The sequence below is a fragment of the Allobosea caraganae genome (assembly GCF_003351345.1).
GTDB lineage: Bacteria > Pseudomonadota > Alphaproteobacteria > Rhizobiales > Beijerinckiaceae > Allobosea > Allobosea caraganae.
This window is the reverse complement of the sequence record NZ_QQTO01000019.1, coordinates 728099-747868: the sequence shown is the minus strand read 5'-3', so window position 1 is coordinate 747868 and position 19770 is coordinate 728099. Positions and strand designations below refer to the sequence as shown.

Annotated in this window: 19 protein-coding genes; 7 read left to right on the top strand and 12 right to left on the bottom strand. The window is 66.9% G+C overall.

From position 1 onward, the window contains the following. Positions 1-96: 96 nt before the first annotated feature. From DWF00_RS11810 to DWF00_RS11795, 4 genes are all read right to left on the bottom strand, one after another. Complete coding sequence (locus tag DWF00_RS11810) at positions 97-1626, bottom strand: UxaA family hydrolase (RefSeq protein WP_114827742.1); 1530 nt, start codon at positions 1624-1626, stop codon at positions 97-99. 301 nt (positions 1627-1927) lie between these two features. Then, positions 1928-2455: a gluconokinase gene (locus tag DWF00_RS11805; RefSeq protein ID WP_245973840.1), complete on the bottom strand. Its 528-nt coding sequence runs from the start codon at positions 2453-2455 to the stop codon at positions 1928-1930. 47 nt (positions 2456-2502) lie between these two features. Then, positions 2503-3486 carry a phosphogluconate dehydrogenase (NAD(+)-dependent, decarboxylating) gene (gene gnd, locus DWF00_RS11800; protein ID WP_114827741.1) on the bottom strand — a complete coding sequence of 328 codons (984 nt, stop codon included), beginning with the start codon at positions 3484-3486 and terminating at the stop codon, positions 2503-2505. 84 nt (positions 3487-3570) lie between these two features. Beyond that, positions 3571-4377 carry an AraC family transcriptional regulator gene (locus DWF00_RS11795; RefSeq protein WP_245973839.1) on the bottom strand — a complete coding sequence of 269 codons (807 nt, stop codon included), beginning with the start codon at positions 4375-4377 and terminating at the stop codon, positions 3571-3573. Positions 4378-4447: 70 nt separating this feature from the next. On the opposite strand from DWF00_RS11795, the gene DWF00_RS11790 reads away from it, so the two are divergent. Further along, a complete protein-coding gene (locus DWF00_RS11790) occupies positions 4448-4858 on the top strand; it encodes a DUF2000 domain-containing protein (protein ID WP_114827739.1) in 411 nt (136 codons plus the stop codon). A 162-nt stretch (positions 4859-5020) separates the two neighbouring features. Here the strand turns inward: DWF00_RS11790 and urtE are convergent, their stop codons facing one another. From urtE to urtA, 5 genes are all read right to left on the bottom strand, one after another. After that, positions 5021-5716 carry an urea ABC transporter ATP-binding subunit UrtE gene (gene urtE / locus DWF00_RS11785; protein WP_114827738.1) on the bottom strand — a complete coding sequence of 232 codons (696 nt, stop codon included), beginning with the start codon at positions 5714-5716 and terminating at the stop codon, positions 5021-5023. A gap of 165 nt (positions 5717-5881) precedes the next feature. Next, entirely contained in the window at positions 5882-6652 is a 771-nt protein-coding gene (gene urtD / locus DWF00_RS11780) for an urea ABC transporter ATP-binding protein UrtD (RefSeq protein ID WP_114827737.1), read from the bottom strand. 5 nt (positions 6653-6657) lie between these two features. Continuing rightward, positions 6658-7773, bottom strand: a complete 1116-nt coding sequence (urtC, locus tag DWF00_RS11775; RefSeq protein ID WP_425453110.1) for an urea ABC transporter permease subunit UrtC — start codon at positions 7771-7773, stop codon at positions 6658-6660. A gap of 23 nt (positions 7774-7796) precedes the next feature. Further along, the gene (urtB, locus tag DWF00_RS11770) at positions 7797-9398 is read right to left on the bottom strand and encodes an urea ABC transporter permease subunit UrtB (RefSeq protein ID WP_114827735.1); all 1602 of its coding nucleotides are present in this window, start codon (positions 9396-9398) and stop codon (positions 7797-7799) included. 110 nt (positions 9399-9508) lie between these two features. After that, positions 9509-10792: an urea ABC transporter substrate-binding protein gene (gene urtA / locus DWF00_RS11765; protein WP_425453098.1), complete on the bottom strand. Its 1284-nt coding sequence runs from the start codon at positions 10790-10792 to the stop codon at positions 9509-9511. 676 nt (positions 10793-11468) lie between these two features. Between urtA and rnr the strand changes: the two genes are divergently transcribed. The 5 genes from rnr (at position 11469) to rpmG (ending at position 16461) form a co-directional block, all read left to right on the top strand. Continuing rightward, the gene (gene rnr, locus DWF00_RS11760) at positions 11469-13808 is read left to right on the top strand and encodes a ribonuclease R (RefSeq protein ID WP_245973838.1); all 2340 of its coding nucleotides are present in this window, start codon (positions 11469-11471) and stop codon (positions 13806-13808) included. Next, positions 13808-14254 carry a DUF983 domain-containing protein gene (locus DWF00_RS11755; protein WP_114827732.1) on the top strand — a complete coding sequence of 149 codons (447 nt, stop codon included), beginning with the start codon at positions 13808-13810 and terminating at the stop codon, positions 14252-14254. The genes rnr and DWF00_RS11755 overlap by 1 nt, the downstream gene beginning before the upstream one ends. Next, the gene (locus DWF00_RS11750) at positions 14251-14985 is read left to right on the top strand and encodes an NUDIX hydrolase (protein ID WP_245973837.1); all 735 of its coding nucleotides are present in this window, start codon (positions 14251-14253) and stop codon (positions 14983-14985) included. The genes DWF00_RS11755 and DWF00_RS11750 overlap by 4 nt, the downstream gene beginning before the upstream one ends. A 6-nt stretch (positions 14986-14991) precedes the next feature. Next, complete coding sequence (locus DWF00_RS11745; RefSeq protein ID WP_114827731.1) at positions 14992-16143, top strand: MFS transporter; 1152 nt, start codon at positions 14992-14994, stop codon at positions 16141-16143. Positions 16144-16293: 150 nt separating this feature from the next. Beyond that, positions 16294-16461, top strand: coding sequence for a 50S ribosomal protein L33 (gene rpmG, locus DWF00_RS11740; protein ID WP_038367996.1), 168 nt, complete (start codon positions 16294-16296; stop codon positions 16459-16461). A 140-nt stretch (positions 16462-16601) separates the two neighbouring features. Here the strand turns inward: rpmG and DWF00_RS29425 are convergent, their stop codons facing one another. Continuing rightward, positions 16602-16814 carry a hypothetical protein gene (locus tag DWF00_RS29425; RefSeq protein WP_181832496.1) on the bottom strand — a complete coding sequence of 71 codons (213 nt, stop codon included), beginning with the start codon at positions 16812-16814 and terminating at the stop codon, positions 16602-16604. A 523-nt stretch (positions 16815-17337) separates the two neighbouring features. Between DWF00_RS29425 and DWF00_RS11730 the strand changes: the two genes are divergently transcribed. Further along, a complete protein-coding gene (locus DWF00_RS11730) occupies positions 17338-17535 on the top strand; it encodes a hypothetical protein (RefSeq protein ID WP_114827730.1) in 198 nt (65 codons plus the stop codon). A 405-nt stretch (positions 17536-17940) separates the two neighbouring features. Here DWF00_RS11730 and DWF00_RS11725 read toward each other — a convergent pair whose 3' ends face one another. After that, entirely contained in the window at positions 17941-19317 is a 1377-nt protein-coding gene (locus DWF00_RS11725) for a PleD family two-component system response regulator (protein WP_114827729.1), read from the bottom strand. Positions 19318-19335: 18 nt separating this feature from the next. After that, positions 19336-19707, bottom strand: coding sequence for a response regulator (locus DWF00_RS11720; protein ID WP_114827728.1), 372 nt, complete (start codon positions 19705-19707; stop codon positions 19336-19338). Between the last annotated feature and the right edge of the window lie 63 nt (positions 19708-19770).

Here is a 19770-nt window from a genome sequence, read left to right as displayed (position 1 = left end):
ACCCAAGGAAAGGCGGCTGTATCGCCGCGCCTTCGGAGGCAGTCAATCGATGTAGGGGCGTTTAGCGATCGCTTTACGCGATTTATGTGATCGCTATCACATCGTCGCACCGATCTGCCACGGCACGAACTCGACATCGCCGTAGCCCATCTGCTCGGACTTCGAGCGCTCGCCTGAGGCCACGCGCAGCAGGGTCTCGAAGATCTCCTGGCCCTTCGCCTCCAGCGTGACGCCGTCGAGGATGTCGCCGCAATTGATGTCCATGTCGTCGATCATGCGCTCGTAGATCGGCGTGTTGGTGGCGAGCTTGACCGAGGGCGTCGGCTTGCAGCCATAGGCCGAGCCTCGGCCGGTGGTGAAGGCGAGGATGTTGGCGCCGCCGGCGACCTGCCCCGTCGCCGCCACCGGATCGTAGCCGGGCGTGTCCATGTAGACGAAGCCCTTGTCCCTGACCTGCTCGGCATAGTGGTAGACGGCGGCGAGCGTCTTGGTGCCGCCCTTGGCGGCCGCGCCGAGCGACTTCTCCAGGATGGTGGTGAGCCCGCCAGCCTTGTTGCCGGGCGACGGGTTGTTGTTCATGTCCATCCGGGCCCGCGCCGTGTAGTCCTCCCACCACTTGATGATGCCGACGAGCTTCTCGCCGACCTCGCGCGTGGCGGCGCGGCGGGTGAGCAGGTGCTCGGCGCCGTAGATCTCGGGCGTCTCCGAAAGGATCGCGGTGCCGCCCTGCTCGACCAGGATGTCGACGGCCGCGCCCAAAGCCGGGTTGGCGGTGATGCCGGAATAGCCGTCCGAGCCGCCGCATTGCAGCGCCAGCGACAGCTCGGAGGCCGGCACGGTCTCGCGCGTGGCCCTGTTGGCGATCGGCAGCATCACCTTCAGCGCCTCGACGCCGGCGGCGACCGCCTTCTTGGTGCCGCCGGTCTCCTGGATCGTCAGGGTGCGGAAGACGTCGCTTTCCTCGACGCCATAGGCGTCCTTCATGCGCTTGATCTGGAAGCCCTCGCAGCCGAGGCCGACGACCAGCACGGCCGCCATGTTCGGGTTGCAGGCATAGCCCCAGGTCGTGCGCTTCAGCACCTCGAAGCTCTCGCCATTATAGTCGATGCCGCAACCGGTGCCGTGGGTCAGCGCGATGACGCCGTCGACATTCGGATAGTCGGCGAGGATGCCGGAGCGCTTGACCTCCTCGACGATGAAGCGCGCGGCCGAGGCCGAGCAGTTCACCGAGGTCAGTACGCCGACATAGTTGCGCGTGCCCGCATTGCCGGTCTTGCGGCGAAAACCCTGGAAGGTCGCCTGCTGCTCGATCGGCAGCACGAATTCCGGCTTGGCCTCGGCGCAGAAGGCATAGTCGCGCTCGAAGGCGTGGAAGCCGGTATTGTGCTCGTGCACCCATTCGCCAGGCGGGATGTCGACCGTGGCGAAGCCGATGATCTGCCCGAACTTGCGGATCGGCTCGTCCTTGGCGATCGGCGAAAGCGCGATCTTGTGGCCGCGCGGAATCCGCTTCAGCGCCTCGACGCCGGCGGCAGTGACGCCCGGGTCGATCGGATCGACCGCGACCGCGACGTTGTCGGCGGCATTGAGCTTCAGGGTACGCGGCGGCAGAACCTTGTCGAGCATCGAGGGACCATTGGCTTGAAGGGTTGGCGGCCACCATACCGCCGTCGCCTTAATCAATGCGCCTTGCGCCCCGCTTTTTCAATCGGTTGAAAAGTAGAGCGGCTTTGCAGGGCGCGCGCGCCTTCCCTTCTCCCCCTGCGCCAGAAGGTGGCTCGGCGAAGCCGAGGCGGATGAGGGGTCGCGCCGGCGTCTCCACTCGGAGCTGCGGCAAGGCGTGCGAAGCGCAGCGCGACCCCTCATCCGCCTGCCGGCGCCTTCTCCCGCAAGAGGGAGAAGGAAGCATGTCGGCAACCTTCAGCACTCAGCCCAGCTTCAGCTCCGCCAGCACCCGCTCGACGATCGCGTCCTTCGCCAGTTCCACCGGCACCACCAGCGGGCGCTCGTCCGGCCCCGGCTCCTCCAGCGTGGCGAACTGGCTGTCGAGCAGCGAGGGCGGCATGAAATGGTGCTGCCGCTGCGCCATGCGCTGGCCGACCAGCTCGCGCGAGCCCTTGAGATAGACCAAAGCCACGTCCGGCCGGTCGCCGACGATGATGCGGCGATAGGCCTTCTTCAGCGCCGAGCAGGTGACGATGCCGTGCTTGCCGGTGGCGCGCAGCTCGTCGATCCAGGCGGCGATCGCCGCCAGCCAGGGCTTGCGGTCCTCGTCGGTCAACGGGATGCCGCCCGACATCTTGGCGACGTTCTCCGGCGGGTGGAACGAATCCGCGTCGCGGAAGGGCCAGCCAAGCGCCGCGCCGAGCCGCTCGCCGAGCGAGGTCTTGCCCGAGCTCGCCACGCCCATGACGACGATGACGGCAGGGCCGCTCTTCTTCGAAAGATCAGTCATTCTTGTCCGGAGTTCTTTTTGGAATCTGCTGTTCAGCGCTTCTTCGTTCAGGGCTTCTTGGGCTCGACATGGCCGCCGAACCCGGCCCGCATGGCGGAGAGGATCTTCTCGGCGAAGGTGTGGTCCTTGCGCGAGCGGAAGCGGGTGTAGAGCGCAGACGTCAGCACCTCGGCCGGCGTCGCGGTGTCGAGCGCAGCTTCGACGGTCCAACGCCCCTCGCCCGAATCCGAGACGTTTCCGGTATAGGCCGAGAGGTCCTCGTCGGCAGCGAGCGCCTCGGCGGTGAGGTCGAGCAGCCAGGAGGTCACGACCGAGCCCCGGCGCCAGACCTCGGAAACCTCGGCGACATCGAAATCGAAGCCGTATTCCGGCGGCAGGCCTTCCTTGGCGGAGGCGTTGCGCAGCAGGTCGAAGCCTTCGGCGAAGGCCTGCATCATGCCGTACTCGATGCCGTTATGGACCATCTTGACGAAATGGCCGGCGCCGACCGGGCCGCAATGCAGATAGCCTTCCTCCGAGCGCGGGTTGCGGCCGTCGCGATGCTTGGTCGGCTCGATCCCGCCCTTGCCCGGCGCCAGCGTCTTGAAGATCGGCTCCAGACGGTCGAAGGCCTCCTTCGCGCCGCCGATCATCAGGCAATAGCCGCGGTCGAGCCCATGCACGCCGCCGGAGGTGCCGACATCGAGATAATGCAGGCCCTTGGCCGCAAGCTCCTTGCCGCGCCGGACATCGTCCTTCCAGAAGGCGTTGCCGCCGTCGATCAGCGTGTCGCCAGGCAGCACGAGGCCCGCCAGCTCCTTCAGCGTCGCCTCGGTGATCTCGCCAGCCGGCAGCATCACCCAGATCGCGCGCGGCGCCTTCAGCTTGGAGACGAGGTCGGCGAGGTCGGAGGCCGCGATGGCCCCCTCGCCGGCCAGCGCCGCGCCGGGCTTGGGATCGCGGTCATAGACAACGCATTCATGCCCGGCCTTCATCAAGCGGCGGACGATATTGGCACCCATCCGGCCGAGGCCGATCATTCCAAGCTGCATGGCGCGCACTCCTGCCGGCAAACCTGATCCGGCTTTGGAGATGCTTCATGCATGGCGGCGGCAGGCTGGGCAAGCCGACTTCCGTCATGGCTGGGATCGGTCTCCGGCCTGCAAGGCGCGCCAGCGCCCCGGTGTGACGCCATAGGCCCGGCGGAACTGCCGCGTCAGGTGGCTCTGGTCGGCGAAGCCGCAGGCGAAGGCGGCATCGGCCAGTGGCACGCCCTGGAGCAGCAGGCGGCGCGCCCGCTGCAGCCGCCGCATCACGAGATAGTTATAGGGGCTGGTGCCGAACGAGGCGCGGAAATGCCGGGCCAGCGCGAAACGGTCGAGCCCGGTGATCGCCTCCAGCTCGCTTGAAGCCACGATGGCATCGATATTGGCGTCGAGATGCTGCCGCGCGCGCTCGGCCGCCGCCCGGTCGATCAGCTTGCCGCCCTGCCGCGCCGCGGATGGGTCGAGCGCCAGCAGCGCATCGGCCAGCGGCAGCAGCAGGTCCTCAGCGGCAAGGGCGTCGAGCGGCGCGTCGAGATCATCAAGCGCATGCGCCACAGCGGTAACGAGCCGCGCATCCTGCGACACCGCTGCGGAGGCGAAGGGCAAGGCCCGGCCGCGCTCGCCCATCGCCGCCCGGATCAGCCGCGGCTCGACATAGAGCATGCGGTAGCTGAAACCCTCGGGAATGCCGGAGCGGCCGTTATGGACCTCGTCCGGATGCAGCACGATCGCGTGCCCGGTCAGGCTGTCGCGCCGGCTGCCGCGATAGTCGAAGCACTGCACGCCCGAGAGCGTCAGGCCGAAGGCGTAGGTGTCGTGCCGGTGCGGATCATAGGCGTAGCCTTGGAAGAAGGCCTCCATCCGCTCGATGCCATCCGCACCGGAGCCCATGCGCATCCAGTCACCGCGCGACGGCCCGCACGATCGTTCAAGACGCGCCTTTCCGGCGTCGGTTAGCGAATAGGCCATGCGTTACGATACCAAGATCGCCATCGTGGTCCGCGAGAATCTCGCTCCCTGGCAAAAACTCGATGTCGCGAGCTTTCTGGCCGGCGGGCTTGTCGGCGCCTCGCCGGAACTCGCGGGCGAATCCTATCGCGACGGATCGGGGCGTTTCTACGGCCCGTTGATCCGCCAGCCCGTGCTGGTCTTCGCCGCCAGCGGCGAGCAGCTCACGCAGGTGCTGAAGCGCGCCCAGGATCGCGGCGTGCGCCCGCATCTCTATACGAGCGAGCTGTTCGTGACCGGAAACGACGCCGACAACCGGGCCGCGGTCGCTGCAGTGCCTACCGACGTGCTCGATCTGGTTGGGTTAGGCCTTCACGCCGAGCGCAAGGAGATCGACAAGATCGTCAAGGGGTTGGCGCTGCACGGATAGACCCGTTGACTCTTAATCAGCAAGTCCAGTTCGTCATGCTCGCCCTTGTGGCGAGCATCCACGTCTTGACCACGGTCCTCGACCAGCGAAGACGTGGATGGTCGGGACAAGCCCGACCATGACGACGGAGTCTGCTGAGTGAGAATCCGTTCCAGGACGGCGTCACACCTGAATCAGCCGCTGCACCTGCGCCCCATCAAGCTCCGCCATCGGACCGGACAGCACGACCTCGCCGCGATCCATCACGAACATCGTGTCGGCGAGGTCGCGGGCGAAGTCGAAATATTGCTCGACCAGCACGATCGCCATGTCGCCGCGCTGGCGCAGATAGTCGATGGCGCGGCCGATATCCTTGATGATCGAGGGCTGGATGCCCTCGGTCGGCTCGTCGAGAACCAGCAATTTGGGTCGGGTGACCAGCGCTCGCGCAATGGCGAGTTGCTGCTGCTGGCCACCCGAGAGGTCTCCGCCGCGCCGGCCCAGCATGGACTTCAGCACGGGGAATAGGTTGAAGAGCTCGTCCTGGATATAGCGCTCCTTGCGCGGCAGCGGCGCGAAGCCGGTCTCCAGGTTCTCCTTGACCGTCAGCAGCGGGAAGACCTCGCGGCCCTGCGGCACGAAGCCGATGCCGGCGCGCGCCCGGTCCTCGGTGCGCAAGGTCGAGATGTCCTGCCCTTCGAAGCTGATCCGGCCGCCGCTGATCGGCTGCTGGCCGACGATGGCGCGCATCAGCGTGGTCTTGCCGACGCCGTTGCGGCCCATCACGCAGGTCACCTTGCCGATCTCGGCCGTGACCGAGACGCGCCTGAGCGCCTGGGCGGCGCCGTAGTGCAGGTCGATGGCTTCGACGTTCAGCATGCGAACAACCTTCCCGCGATCACCGCATCGCCCAAGCCGTCATTGCGAGGAGCGATAGCGACGAAGCAATCCAGGGGGAGCGAGGCGCAACCGGTCGAGCCAATCCCCCTGGATTGCTTCGCTTCGCTCGCAATGACGGGAACGGATGCGACGAAGGTCATGACATCACCGCCCCAAATACACTTCGACGACGCGCTCGTTGGCGCTGACCTGGTCGAGCGGCCCTTCGGCCAGCACCGAGCCCTCGTGCAGCACCGTGACCTTGACGCCGAGCTCGCGGATGAAGCCCATGTCGTGCTCGACCACGATGACCGAATGGTCTTTGGCGATCTCCTTGAGCAGCACGGCGGTCTCGGCCGTCTCGCCATCGGTCATGCCGGCGGCGGGCTCGTCGACGAGCAGGAGCTTGGGGTCCTGCGCCAGCAGCATACCAATCTCGAGCCATTGCTTCTGGCCATGCGAGAGCGAGCCTGCCAGCCGGTTCCTCGCATCGCCGAGCTTGATGATGCCCAAAATGTCGTCGATGCGCTTTTGGTTGGCCGCCGCAGTCTTCCAGAACAGCGTCTTCGCCACGCTGCGCTGCGATTTCAGCGCCAGCAGGATGTTGTCCTCGATCGTGTGGAAGTCGAACACCGTCGGCTTCTGGAACTTGCGGCCGATGCCGAGATTGGCGATCGCGGCCTCGTCGAGCCTTGTCAGGTCGACCGAGCCGCCGAACATCACGGTGCCCTCGTCGGGCTTGGTCTTGCCGGTGATGATGTCCATCATCGTGGTCTTGCCGGCGCCGTTGGGGCCGATGATGGCGCGCATCTCGCCGGGAGCGATGACGAGCGACAGGCCGCGAATAGCCTTGAAGCCGTCGAAGGAGACGCTGACGCCATCGAGATAGAGCAGCGATGAGGTGAGTGCCGGATTGTGCTGGACGGACTGGCTCATCGCATTCACTCCGCCGCGGCCGGTTCGGCGACGGGCGTCGCCGGCTCGGGCTTCCGGCGCTTGCCCCACCAGTCCTGCGCCGTGCCCAAAATGCCCTTGGGCATGAACAGCGTCACGAAGACGAAGAGCGCACCCAGCGCGAACAGCCAGTACGGCGCCATGAAGCCGGAGGTGAAGACGGTCTTGGCGTAGTTGACCACGACCGCGCCCAGCGCCGCGCCGACGAGCGTGCCGCGGCCGCCGATCGCGACCCAGATCACGGTCTCGATCGAGTTCGCCGGAGCGAATTCGCTCGGGTTGATGATGCCGACCTGCGGCACATAGAGCGCCCCCGCCACGCCCGCCATGCAGGCCGAGACGGTGAAGACGAAGAGCTTGAAGCGGTCGACCCGGTAGCCGAGGAAGCGCGTGCGCGATTCCGCGTCGCGGATCGCGATCACGACCTTGCCGAGCTTGGAGTCGACGATGCCGCGCGCGATCAGGAAGCTGGCGATCAGCATCACACAGGTCATCGCGAAGAGCGCGGCGCGCGTCGTCTGCGCCTGGACGTTGAAGCCCAGGATGTCCTTGAAATCGGTCAGGCCGTTATTGCCGCCAAAGCCCATGTCGTTGCGGAAGAAGGCGAGCAACAGCGCATAGGTCAGCGCCTGCGTGATGATCGAGAGGTAGACGCCGGTGACGCGCGAGCGGAAGGCGAACCAGCCGAAGACGAAGGCGAGCAGGCCGGGAACCAGCAGCACCATCAGCATGGCGAAGGGAAAGGACGAGAAGCCGTACCAGTACCAGGGCAGCTCGCCCCAGTTCAGGAAGACCATGAAGTCCGGCAGGATCGGGTTGCCGTAGACGCCGCGCGAGCCGATCTGGCGCATCAGGTACATGCCCATCGCGTAGCCGCCGAGCGCGAAGAAGGCGCCGTGGCCAAGGCTCAGGATGCCGCAATAGCCCCAGACCAGGTCGAGCGAGATCGCCAGCAGGGCGTAGCAGAGATACTTGCCCCAGAGCGACATGGTCGAGGTCGGTACGTGCAGGAACGAGCCTGGCGGCAACAGCAGGTTGGAGAGCGGCACCAGCAGCGCCAGCCCGGCTAGGAGGGCCAGGAAGACCAGGCCGCGCTTGTCCATGCCCTGGATGAGGAAGCGGGTGATCATGCTTCCACCGCCCGGCCCTTGAGCGCGAACAGGCCGCGCGGGCGCTTCTGGATGAACAGGATGATGAAGACGAGCAGTGCGATCTTGCCGAGCACGGCGCCCGCATAGGGTTCGAGGAACTTGTTGGCGACGCCGAGCGTCATGGCGCCGACCAGCGTGCCCCAGAGATTGCCGACCCCGCCGAAGACCACGACCATGAAGCTGTCGATGATGTAGCTCTGGCCGAGGTTCGGGCTGACATTGTCGATCTGCGAGAGCGCGACGCCCGCCAGCCCCGCCACGCCCGAGCCAAGCCCGAAGGTCAGCGCGTCGATCCGGCCGGTGCGGATGCCCATGGCCGAGGCCATGCGCCGGTTCTGGGTGACGGCGCGCATCTGCAGGCCCATCGGCGTCAGCTTCAGGATGGCCAGCAGCGCCGCGAAGACCAGCCCGGCGAAGACGATGATCCAGAGCCGGTTCCAGGTGATGGCGAGCCCGCCGATCTCGAAGGCGCCCGACATGAAGTTCGGCGCGCCGACCTCGCGGTTGGTCGGGCCGAAGCCGGTGCGCACCGCCTGCTGCAGGATCAGGCTGATGCCCCAGGTCGCCAGCAGCGTCTCGAGCGGCCGGCCATAGAGGAAGCGGATGACGCCGCGCTCGATCGCGATGCCGACCGCTCCCGCGACGAGGAAGGCCGCCGGGATCGCGATCATCAGCGAATAGTCGAACAGGCCGGGCGCGCTGGTGCGGATCAGCTCCTGCACCACGAAGGTGGTGTAGGCGCCGAGCATCACCATCTCGCCATGGGCCATGTTGATCACGCCCATCACGCCGAAGGTGATGGCCAGCCCGATCGCGGCGAGCAGCAGCACGGAGCCGAGCGAGAGCCCGTACCAGAGGTTCTGCCCGGCGCGCCACAAGGCGAGATTGCCCTCGATCGCTGCGATGGCGCGCCCCTGCGCGTCCTTCAGTGCGGGCGAGGCATCGCCCGGCAGCGAGCGCAGGGTCGCCAGCGCCTCCTGGTCGCCGCGCTCGCGCAGCACGTCGACGGCGGCGAGACGGTCGAAGGGCGGCGCGTCGGTCTTGACGATCAGGATCGCGGCCTGGGCCTGCCGCAGCGCCGCCTTGGCCTTGGCGTCGCTCTCCTTGGCGATGGCGGCCTCCAGCACCGGCAACACGGTGACGTCGCGGGATTTGAACACGGCCTCGGCCGCCGCGATGCGCTTGCCCGCATCGGGATTGAGCAGGCCGAGCCCGCCCAAAGCCGCCTGGACCACGCGCCTGACATTGTTGTTGAGCCTGACAGCGCTGAGCCCGGCGGGTTCGGTCGCGACCGGCTGGCCCGTTTTCGCGTCGATCAGCTTGCCGTCCCTGGTCTTGACGATGACCGCGCCGCCGCCTGCGAGCAGCCTGCCGTCGCCGAGCGCCTCAATGATCGCGGCCGCCTGCGGATGCGCGCTCGTCACCAGCATCTCGACCGCGCGGGCGGTGTCGGAATAGCTGTCGGCGCCCAGGCGGGTGAAGGCATCGTCGGCGCCCTGGGCGAAGGCCGCGAGGGGCGAGATCAGAAGCGCCGTCAGGACGACGAGCTGGCGCAAAAGGCGGGCAATCGAGATCATTGACCTGTCTTCGGGCTTTCGGGCGGCGATCCCGGCCGCCGCATGGCGGCCGGGCAGAACTAAGGGGCGGCCGGGCTTATGGCGCCCGTGCCGCCCCTCCCCTCATGACCTCACGCGCCGCCGCACTTGCCGGTCTTGACGTTGAAGTTGCCGCACTTCTTCTCGACCCAGTCGCCGATCAGGTCCTTGGAGCCGTCGAGCTCCTTCGACCAGGCGTCGCCCGGGACCAGGCCCTGGGTCTTCCAGACCACGTCGAACTGGCCGTCCGGCTTGATCTCGCCGATGAAGACCGGCTTGGTGATGTGGTGGTTCGGGAGCATCTTCGAGATGCCGCCGGTCAGGTTCGGGGCCTCGATGCCGGGCAGCGCCTCGATGACCTTGTCCGGATCGGTGGACTTGGCCTTCTCGACCGCCTTCACCCACATGGCGAAGCCGATGACATGGGCCTCCATCGGGTCGTTGGTGACGCGCTTCGGGTTCTTGGTGAAGGCCTGCCACTGCTTGATGAAGGCGTCGTTCTCGGGCGTCTTGATCGACTGGAAGTAGTTCCAGGCGGCCAGGTGGCCGAGCAGCGGCTTGGTGTCGATGCCGGCGAGCTCTTCCTCGCCGACCGAGAAGGCCACGACCGGGATGTCGGTCGCCTTGATGCCCTGGTTGCCGAGCTCCTTGTAGAACGGCACGTTGGCGTCGCCGTTGATGGTCGAGACCACGGCGGTCTTCTTGCCGGCCGAGCCGAACTTCTTGATGTCGGAGACGATGGTCTGCCAGTCGGAATGGCCGAACGGCGTGTAGTTGATCATGATGTCCTCGGACGCGACGCCCTTGGACTTGAGATAGGCCTCGAGGATCTTGTTGGTCGTGCGCGGATAGACGTAGTCGGTGCCGGCGAGCACCCAGCGCTGCACCTTCTCCTCCTTGGCGAGATAGTCGACGGCCGGGATCGCCTGCTGGTTCGGCGCGGCGCCGGTGTAGAACACGTTGCGCTCGGATTCCTCACCCTCGTACTGGACGGGGTAGAACAGGATCGAGTTCAGCTCCTTGAACACGGGCAGGACCGACTTGCGCGACACGGAGGTCCAGCAGCCGAACACGGCCGAGACCTTGTCCTTGGCGATCAGCTCGCGCGCCTTCTCGGCGAAGAGCGGCCAGTTGGAGGCGGGGTCGACGACGACGGCCTCGAGCTTCTTGCCGAGCAGGCCGCCCTTCTTGTTCTGCTCCTCGATGAGCATGAGCATGACGTCCTTCAGGGTCGTCTCGGAAATGGCCATCGTGCCCGAGAGCGAGTGGAGGATGCCGACCTTGATCGTTTCCTGCGCCGCCGCCGGCAGGAACGAACCCAGGAAAGTGGCGCCGGCCAATGCGGCGCCTAGAATGACGCGACGAGTGCTGTTCACGGACATGTCCCCCGAAGGATGCTGTTGACGGCGCTCCCCTCGAGTGCCGACGAGCCCTGCGGCCCATGGCGCAAGGTTCGCAAGCGACGTGCCAACATCCCGCTGTGTCTCTTCGCAGCCGCAAAATTGCCTGGTTTGACGGCCCTGGTCGACATTTCCTGCGGCAGAGGGCGGATTGTACGCAATCTTGCTGCGCTCGCACTGTGCGTGATTAATTAATGGGCGGATTCTCAGCCTAACATTTGCGCAGCTGCCGGATAGGCGGCCATTTCTCAAGCTGGCGCGATACTGACCGCGCCAAAGATTTACGCAGTGCTCAGCATTATCGGAGCATCATCAAAATTAGCCATTTACGAACCCGGAAGAATCGCCATAGCCTTCATCTTGTCGGTAACAACTGAAAGGAGGTGATCCAGTGTCTCATTGTCATCAACCGCTGGTGCAAGGCGGGCGGACCTGGACTCATTCCCTGTGGGGGTCTTGTTCCGCGTGAGTTTTCGCGCCTTTGGGTCCGGTTCGCCGGGCCGCGGTTCGACAATGGAAGGGCTGCCCGCAAGGGCGGCCCTTCTCGTTTCAGGGGGCGGTTCTGCCATAGCACTTCTGGCGCGCGTCCGGCCGTCATGGCAAAGAAGGCGAGTGTCGACTTTGCATTGCCCCGTCCAGACGAGTTTCGCCCGTGTCATCGCCCGCGCCTGAACCCAGCCGCGAGGCGATCCTCGACTTCATCGAATCCGAGCGCGCAGCCGGCCGCGAGACCGGCCGGCGCGAGATCGCCAAGGCCTTTGGCCTCTCGGGCGGCGGCAAGATCTGGCTGAAGCGCCTGCTCAAGGAGCTCGACGAAGAAGGCGCGACCAGCGGCGACGGCGAGGAGCGCCCTGTCCATCCGCGCGGCGCCCTGCCCCCGGTCATGCTCTGCGAGATCAAGGCGCGCGACCGCGACGGCGACCTCATAGCGGCCCCGCTCGAATGGAACGAGGCCGACCAGGGCGTGCCGCCGCGCATCCTGGTCGAGCGCCCGCGCGCCGAGTTCCGCAAGCACAAGAGCGCCGCGCCCGCCGCCGGCGTCGGCGACCACGCCCTGCTCAAGCTCACCAGGCTCAAGGGCGTCGACGACTACTCCTATTCCGGCCGCATCCTGAAGATCATGGGCAAGGGCAAGGCGCAGGTGCTCGGCATCTTCCGCGCCCTGCCCGACGGCTCCGGCCGGCTGATCCCGATCGACAAGAAGGCGCAGGGGCGCGAGGCGCTGATCCCGAAGGGCCAGACCGGCGAGGCCCAGGATGGCGACCTCGTCTCGGTCGCGCTCAGGAGCGAAAGCCGCTTCGGCCCGCCCGAAGCACGCGTGCGCGAGCGGCTCGGCTCATTGAAGTCGGAGCGCGCCGTCAGCCTGATCGCGATCCACGCCCACGGCATCCCCAACGAATTCGCGCCGGCGACCATCGCCGAGGCCGAAGCGGCCCGTCCCGCCAGCACCGCCGGCCGCGAGGACTGGCGCGAACTGCCGCTGATCACCATCGATCCGGCCGACGCCAAGGACCATGACGACGCGGTCCATGCCGCCCCCGACGTGGACCCGGCCAATCCCGGCGGCCACATCGTCACCGTCGCCATTGCCGATGTCGCGTCTTACGTCCAGCCGGGCTCGGCCCTCGACCGCGAGGCGCTGGAGCGCGGCAACTCGGTCTATTTCCCCGACCGCGTCGTGCCGATGCTGCCGGAGCGCATCTCGAACGACCTCTGCTCGCTGCGCGGCGGCGAGGATCGGCCGGCGCTGGCCGTGCGTCTCGTGCTCAAGGCTGATGGCTCCAAGAAGAGCCATAGCTTCCACCGCATCCTGATGCGCTCGGCCGCCAAGCTCTCCTACCAGCAGGCGCAGGCCGCCATCGACGGCAAGCCGGACGAAACCACCGGGCCGATCCGCGATTCGATCCTGATGCCGCTCTGGGCCGCCTATGGCAGCGCCGCTCGCGCCCGCGACACCCGCCAGCCGCTCGAACTCGACCTGCCCGAACGCAAGCTGGTCATCAATCCCGACGGCAAGGTCGACCGGGTGATCACGCCTGATCGCCTCGCGGCGCACCGGCTGATCGAGGAGTTCATGATCCTCGCCAACGTCGCCGCCGCCGAGACGCTGGAGAAGGCCGGCAGCCTCTTGATCTATCGCTGCCATGACGAGCCTTCGCTGGAGAAGATGCGCTCGCTCGGCGAGGTCCTGGCCTCTGTCGGCATCAAGCTGCCCAAGGACGGCGTGCTGCAGCCGGCCCTGTTCAACCGCATCCTGGCGATGATCAAGGGCTCGGAGAACGAGCTCTTCCTCAACGAGGTCATCCTGCGCACCCAGGCGCAGGCCGAGTATGTCGCCGAGAATTACGGCCATTTCGGCCTGAACCTGCGGCGCTACGCCCATTTCACCTCGCCGATCCGGCGCTATGCCGACCTCGTCGTCCATCGCGGCCTGATCTCCGCGCTCAAGCTCGGCGATGACGGCCTGCCGAAATCGGCGACGCTGGCTGCGCTGCGCGAGGTCGCGACCCGCATCTCCGCGGCCGAACGCCGCGCCATGGCGGCCGAGCGCGAGACCACCGACCGGCTGATCGCGCATTTCCTCGCCGACCAGATCGGCTCCAGCTTCGACGGCCGTATCGGCGGGGTGAACCGCGCCGGCCTGTTCGTGAAGCTCGACGGCACCGGCGCCGACGGCTTCATCCCGGCCTCGACGCTGGGTGCGGACTACTACCGCTACGACGAGGCGGCCCATGCCATGATCGGCGAGCGCACCGGCGAGAGCTGGCGCCTCGGCGACCGCGTCCACGTCAAGCTGGTCGAGGCCGCCCCCGTCGCCGGCGCCTTGCGCTTCGAATTGCTCTCCGAGGGCAGGCATGTGACACCGGACCGCTCTGGCAGACGCGGCCCGAAGCCGCCATTGTCAGGCCGGCCCAAGGGCGTCGCGCCCTTCGGCAAGGCGGGCAGAGCCAAGGCCAGACCCGGCAAGGCGAAACCCGGCAAGAGGCGGTGATGTCGGTTCAGATCCACCATTCCGTCAGTCGGCCTAGCGGGCGCGACTGGCGCCCGGCGATCAGCCGCGGCCTGCGCTGCCGCTGCCCTTCCTGCGGCCAGGGCAAGCTTTTCCGCGCCTTCCTCAAGCCGGTCGACATCTGCGAATCCTGCGGCGAGGCGCTCTACCACCAGCGCGCCGACGACCTGCCGCCCTATATCGTCATCACCATCGTCGGCCATATTGTCGTCGGCGGCCTCGTGCTGGCCGAGAAATACGCCAACTGGCCGCTCTGGCTGCACATGGCCGTCTGGGTGCCGCTCACCATCATCCTGGCGCTCGCCTTGATGCAGCCGGTCAAGGGCGGCGTCATCGGCCTGCAATGGGCCCTGCGCATGCACGGCTTCGACGGAACGCCGGACCTGCCCGAGCGCCAGCCGGGCGCCTCACCTGGATCACGCCCGTGAACGACAACGCCGTCATGCTGACCCAGGCCGAGCGCGCCCGCGTCGCGGTCAACCTGCGCCCGCTCGATGCCGCGACCATGCTGATCCTCGACCGCACCGGCAAGAAGCCGCGCGTGCTGATGGGCAAGCGCCATCTCGGCCACAAGTTCATGCCGGGCAAGTTCGTCTTCCCCGGCGGCCGCATCGACCCCACCGACCGGCGCATGGCCGCGACGGGCGTGCTCAGCCAGATCTGCGAGGACAGGCTGATGGCCCGCAGCCCGCGCTCGACCCCCAGCAAGGCCCGCGCGCTGGCCCTCGCCGCGATTCGCGAGACCTTCGAGGAGACCGGCCTGCTCTTCGGCTCGAACGAGTTCGGCATCCCGGAGAGCCCGCCGCCCGGCACCTGGACCGACTTCGCCGGCCATGGCGTCTATCCCGATCTCGGCGCCGTCACCTTCGTCGCCCGCGCCGTGACGCCGCCGCGCCGGCCCAAGCGCTTCGACACCCGCTTCTTCGCGATCGATTCGGAAGCCGTCGGCGCCAAGGTCGAAGGCGTCATCAGCCCCGATTCGGAGCTGATCGAGCTGGTCTGGGTCGATTTCGAGGAAGCGCTGCAACTCGACCTGCCGACCATCACCAAGGCGATCATCAAGGAGGTCGAGGCCAGGCTGGAGGCCGGCTTCGCTCCCTACCTGCCCGTGCCCTATTTCTGGGAGAAGAACGGCAGCTTCGTGCGCGAAGAGCTTTAGGCCGCGATGCATGCCCGGGCTTTGACCGGCCGCGAGCAGGCGGGATCGATCGCCGCCGCCATTCTGCTGGCCGGCATGGTCGGGCTGGGCCTGAGCCTGACGCTGCCGCTGCTCTCCATCGAGATGGAGCGCATGGGCGTCTCTGGCACGGTCATCGGCCTCAACACCGCCATTGCCGGCCTGGCCTCGATCCTGATCATCCCGTTCGTGCCGCGAATCGCCGCGCGCGTCGGCATCGGCCGGCTGCTGGCGCTCTCGATCCTCCTGACGGGGCTCTCGTTTCTCGGCTTCCGGCTGTTCTTCGACCTCCTCGCCTGGTTCCCGATCCGCTTCCTGTTCTCGGCCGCGCTCGGTACGCTCTTCGTGCTCTCGGAATACTGGATCGCGGCGAGCGCCCCGCCCGAGCGGCGCGGGCTGGTGATGGGCGTCTACGCCACCGTGCTGGCGCTCGGCTTCTCCGCCGGGCCGGCCCTGCTCGGCCTGTTCGGCACCTCCGGCTGGCCGCCCTACCTGGCGGGCGGGCTGATCTTCCTGCTGGCCGGCCTGCCGCTTGCCTTCGCCCGCCATCTCCTGCCCCGGCTCGACGCCGGGTCGGGCCATTCGCTGCTTGGCTATCTCACCGCCCTGCCGATGGCGACGGCGGCCGGAGCGGGCTTCGGTGCGGTCGAGGCCGGCGGCTTCGCGCTGCTGCCGGTCTACGGCATGCGCCACGGGCTTGACGCCGAGACGGCGGCGCTCCTGATCAGCGCGGTCGCGCTCGGCAATGTCGCGCTGCAGGTGCCGATCGGCCTGCTCGCCGACAGGGTCAGCAAATCGCGCCTGCTGCTGGCGATCGCGCTGCTCGGCCTTGCCGGCACCTTCGCCATCCCGCTGGCGCAGCAGGCCGGCCCCTGGCCGCTCTACGCCGTGCTCTTCCTCTGGGGCGGCATCGTCGGCGGGCTCTACACCGTCGGCCTCGCCCATCTCGCCGCGCGCTTCACCGGCCGTGACCTCGCCGGCGCCAATGCCGCCTTCCTGCTGCTCTACAATGTCGGGCTGATGCTCGGCCCGCCGATCATCGGGCTCGGGCTCGACTGGTCGATGCGCTGGGGCCTCTCGCTTAGCGTCGCGCTCTTCCTGCTGCCGCTGCTGGCCGCGGCCTCGGCAAGGCGAGACTGAACGGGGAAGCAGGACAGATTGTCCGCTTCGTCCGTTCTGTCTTGACTTCGCCGCCCTGTTGCGGCATTTCCCCCCGATCGGTTTGCCGGGTTTGCCCGGCCATTTTGTTTTTAGGGCCATCTCGGCCCGCAAGGCTCGAGGACGGAACCCATGGCCAAGGCCGTGACCATCAAGATCAAGCTCCTGTCGACGGCGGATACCGGCTTCTTCTACGTGACGAAGAAGAACTCCCGCACGATGACCGAGAAGATGTCGAAGAAGAAGTACGACCCGGTCGCGCGCAAGCACGTCGAGTTCAAGGAAACCAAGATCAAGTGATCTCGGGTTGCCCTTCGCGGCATAGCCAAGTTTGAAGAACCGCCCCTAGCCGGGCGGTTTTTCTTTTACGCCCTGCCCGCAGCCGCCTTAAGCCAGGGGCATGATGCCGAAAACCGGAATCCACTTTTCGGCATCATGCCTCAGTAGGACGGCTTCGGCACGAACAGGCAGATCGGCTTCTGCGCCGGCGCGATCACCGTGCCGGTGAGGGTCCCGCCCCGCCGGCAAATGTGAAAGCGCCCGTCGAGTGAGGCGCGCGTCGAGCCCTCGGGCACGAAAACGCCGTCGTAGGTCAGGTAGCCGCCCGGTACGAGGCGGGGATCGGGCTCGCGCGCGTCGCTGTCGAGCCCCATCGGCCAACAGTCGCGATCACTGCAACAATCATACGGGTACCAACTGTGCGCGTAGACAGGCCCTCCGCCAAGCGGGGTAGTCGCCAGGCAGAGCGCCAATGCGATGATACGCATGGGTCGCTCCACGGTTGAGGATGCCAGGCCAGCCTCTTCGCATCAGCCCAAAGGCGGATGCGAATCGTCATCAGGATATCATGATCCGCGATTCCCGGTGCCCGATTATGCTGCAACGCAACATGCGCCTGCCGAAAATCGGATCACGACGCTTCCGCCGTGGAGCCGAAGTCGCGCGGCGCTTGTGCGGCCGGGGAATCGGGCCGTTTCCGCCGAGCACTCGAAACTGATTCTAAACCAAGCACTTAGGACGAGGTCCCCGGCGGCCGCATCCCGCTATTGCTCGACCTGGTGATTCGAAGGGCGACTGGCGCAAAATGCCGCGTCCAATAAGATCATGCGCCTGCCCTACTGGCAGACGCGACCGCCCGTCCCCATTTGCTGCTGCTGTCATTCGAGGAGAGGCCGTGTGAGCGGCGATCAGAAACCTGGGGCTCACGCCCCGCTGCATGGGCCCCTGCGAAGCTTCCTCAAGCTGCTGGTCGAGCTCGACTCGTCGCGCTTCGCGACGCATCGCATCAAGTCGGCGCTGCTGCTGCTCGGACTGCTCGCGGGCTTCGGCGTGCTCGGCTACGCCCTGCCGGCCTGGCTCTCGCGCTACTTCTGAAAGCAGCAATACCCTCAGCCCTCATCCTGAGGAGCCGCTTTAGCGGCGTCTCGAAGGATGCTCCAGAGGGCTTCCGAACCTCCTGGAGCATCCTTCGAAACGCGCTTCGCGCTCCTCAGGACGAGGGCTGAGTTTGGACAATCGCTGAATTTGGAAAAGGGTGGCCGGTCGGCTTCGGGGTCTGATGAGGCCAGAAATCCCGATACCGACCGGCCGAGCCCTCCGGTTTCCCAGGAGATGCGGCGGACCTGAGCACCCGAGGGGCGTCTCAACCAGTTCCTCGTCGGAACTGCGTTGAAGCGACCCTACAAGCCCGCCCTCCGAAAGCAATCGAATCGAGTGATTCACCAATCTTCATCGAAGCTTAACCTTACCGCCTAACCAAAGGTAAGGTGATGGGCACGGCTAAGCCGCGCTGGCGACGATGACGCGGTTCCGGCCGCTCTCCTTGGCCCGGTAGAGTGCGTCGTCGGCGCGCTTCGCCATCTCGGCCGGCGAGGCGTCCCCAGCCCGGCGGCTGGCGACGCCGATCGAGACCGTCACGGAGATCGCGCGCGCGTTGCGGTGGATGCTGAAGGGCTCGGCCTCGACCCGCTCGCGGATGCGCTCGGCCACGGCATGGGCCGCCTCCAGCGTGGTGTCGGGCAGCACGACCACGACCTCCTCGCCGCCCATCCGGGCCACGAGGTCGATGCCGCGGGTGCAGGCGCGGACGCGGTCGGCGAATTCGCGCAGGACCTCGTCGCCGGCATCATGGCCCCAGGTGTCGTTCACCGTCTTGAAGCGATCGACATCGAGCACGAGCAGCGCCAGCGAGCGCGCCCGCAGCACCGATTCATCGAAGAGCACCGCAGTGCGGGTGTCGAGATAGCGCCTGTTGTGCAGGCCAGTGAGCTGGTCCATCACCGCCATCTCCATCGAGGACTGCACGCTGTCGCGCAGCCTCTCGGTGAAGCGCTTGCGGCGCACCTGGGTGCGCACCCGCGCCAGCAGCTCGTTGCGGTCGACGGGGCGGACGAGGAAGTCATGCGCGCCGATCTCGAGCCCGCGCAGGATGCGGGCGCGGTCGTCGGCCTCGCCCAGCATCAGCACCGGCACGTCGCGCGTCCGCTCCAGCGAGCGCAGCTGGCTGCACAGCCTGAGGCCGTCATGGTCCTGCAGGTCGAGGCTGACGAGCACGGCCTCGTACTCGCCCTCGGCCGCCTTGATCAGCGCCTGGTGCGGATCGGCCTCGACATCGACGACATGGAAGGCCGAGAGCGCGGTCGACAGCCGTTCCTGCGAGGCCGGTCGGTCCTCGATCAGCAGGATGCGGCCGTTCAGCCCGGTCTCGGAGGCCGCAGCCGCCAGCGGATCGGCGATGCCGAGCCGGCGCGAGGCGAGCGCGCGGTTGCGCAATTCATCGGTGACCGATTTCAGCCGCACCAGGCTGCGCACGCGGGCGAAGAGCGCGGTATCGTCGAGAGGCTTGGTCAGGAAGTCGTCGGCACCGGCATCGAGCCCCTTCAGGCGGTCGCTCGGCTGGTCGAGCGCGGTCACCATCACCACGGGGATATGCGCCGTGTTCGGCCCGCTCTTCAGGCGCTGGCAGACCTCGAACCCGTTCATGCCCGGCATCATCACGTCGAGCAGGACGATATCGGCCTCGCCGCGCTCGCAGATCGCCAGGGCATCAAGCCCGTTCAGGGCCGTGACCACGTCGAAATACTCGGCCGACAGCTTCGCTTCGAGCAGTTTGACGTTGATCAGGATGTCGTCGACGACAAGGACGCGGGCGGACATGGGTAGGCTTTCGGCTGTTCAGGCTGCGCCGGCATAGGCGCGGACGGTCTCCAGGAATTTGGCGACGGAGATCGGCTTCGAGAGATAGGCCTCGCAGCCGCCCTCCCGGATCCGCTCCTCGTCGCCCTTCATCGCGAAGGCGGTGACGGCGATCACGGGGATGGACTTCAACGCGTCATCCTCCTTGATCCATTTGGTGACCTCGAGCCCCGAGACCTCCGGCAGCTGGATGTCCATCAGGATCAGGTCGGGATGGTGGGTGCGCGCGAGCTCGATCGCCTCGATGCCGTCGGCGGTCTTGAGCGTGGCATAGCCGTGCGCTTCGAGGAGGTCGTTGAAGAGCTTCATGTTGAGCTCGTTGTCCTCGACGATCAGAACTGTCTTTGGCATGCCGCCTCCTCCGCGATCTGACGCTTGCCCGGTCGGTCCGGGCTTCCCAAGCTGGCGGCCTCG

What these genes read in the sequence shown, in the direction of transcription:
- DWF00_RS11810 (WP_114827742.1), bottom strand. Translation starts at nt 1,626, where the DNA reads ATGCTCGACAAGGTTCTGCCGCCGCGTACCCTGAAGCTCAATGCCGCC.
- DWF00_RS11805 (WP_245973840.1), bottom strand. Translation starts at nt 2,455, where the DNA reads ATGACTGATCTTTCGAAGAAGAGCGGCCCTGCCGTCATCGTCGTCATG.
- gnd (WP_114827741.1), bottom strand. Translation starts at nt 3,486, where the DNA reads ATGCAGCTTGGAATGATCGGCCTCGGCCGGATGGGTGCCAATATCGTC.
- DWF00_RS11795 (WP_245973839.1), bottom strand. Translation starts at nt 4,377, where the DNA reads ATGCGCATGGGCTCCGGTGCGGATGGCATCGAGCGGATGGAGGCCTTC.
- DWF00_RS11790 (WP_114827739.1), top strand. Translation starts at nt 4,448, where the DNA reads ATGCGTTACGATACCAAGATCGCCATCGTGGTCCGCGAGAATCTCGCT.
- urtE (WP_114827738.1), bottom strand. Translation starts at nt 5,716, where the DNA reads ATGCTGAACGTCGAAGCCATCGACCTGCACTACGGCGCCGCCCAGGCG.
- urtD (WP_114827737.1), bottom strand. Translation starts at nt 6,652, where the DNA reads ATGAGCCAGTCCGTCCAGCACAATCCGGCACTCACCTCATCGCTGCTC.
- urtC (WP_425453110.1), bottom strand. Translation starts at nt 7,773, where the DNA reads ATGGACAAGCGCGGCCTGGTCTTCCTGGCCCTCCTAGCCGGGCTGGCG.
- urtB (WP_114827735.1), bottom strand. Translation starts at nt 9,398, where the DNA reads ATGATCTCGATTGCCCGCCTTTTGCGCCAGCTCGTCGTCCTGACGGCG.
- DWF00_RS11755 (WP_114827732.1), top strand. Translation starts at nt 13,808, where the DNA reads ATGTCGGTTCAGATCCACCATTCCGTCAGTCGGCCTAGCGGGCGCGAC.
- DWF00_RS11745 (WP_114827731.1), top strand. Translation starts at nt 14,992, where the DNA reads ATGCATGCCCGGGCTTTGACCGGCCGCGAGCAGGCGGGATCGATCGCC.
- rpmG (WP_038367996.1), top strand. Translation starts at nt 16,294, where the DNA reads ATGGCCAAGGCCGTGACCATCAAGATCAAGCTCCTGTCGACGGCGGAT.
- DWF00_RS29425 (WP_181832496.1), bottom strand. Translation starts at nt 16,814, where the DNA reads ATGGGGCTCGACAGCGACGCGCGCGAGCCCGATCCCCGCCTCGTACCG.
- DWF00_RS11725 (WP_114827729.1), bottom strand. Translation starts at nt 19,317, where the DNA reads ATGTCCGCCCGCGTCCTTGTCGTCGACGACATCCTGATCAACGTCAAA.
- DWF00_RS11720 (WP_114827728.1), bottom strand. Translation starts at nt 19,707, where the DNA reads ATGCCAAAGACAGTTCTGATCGTCGAGGACAACGAGCTCAACATGAAG.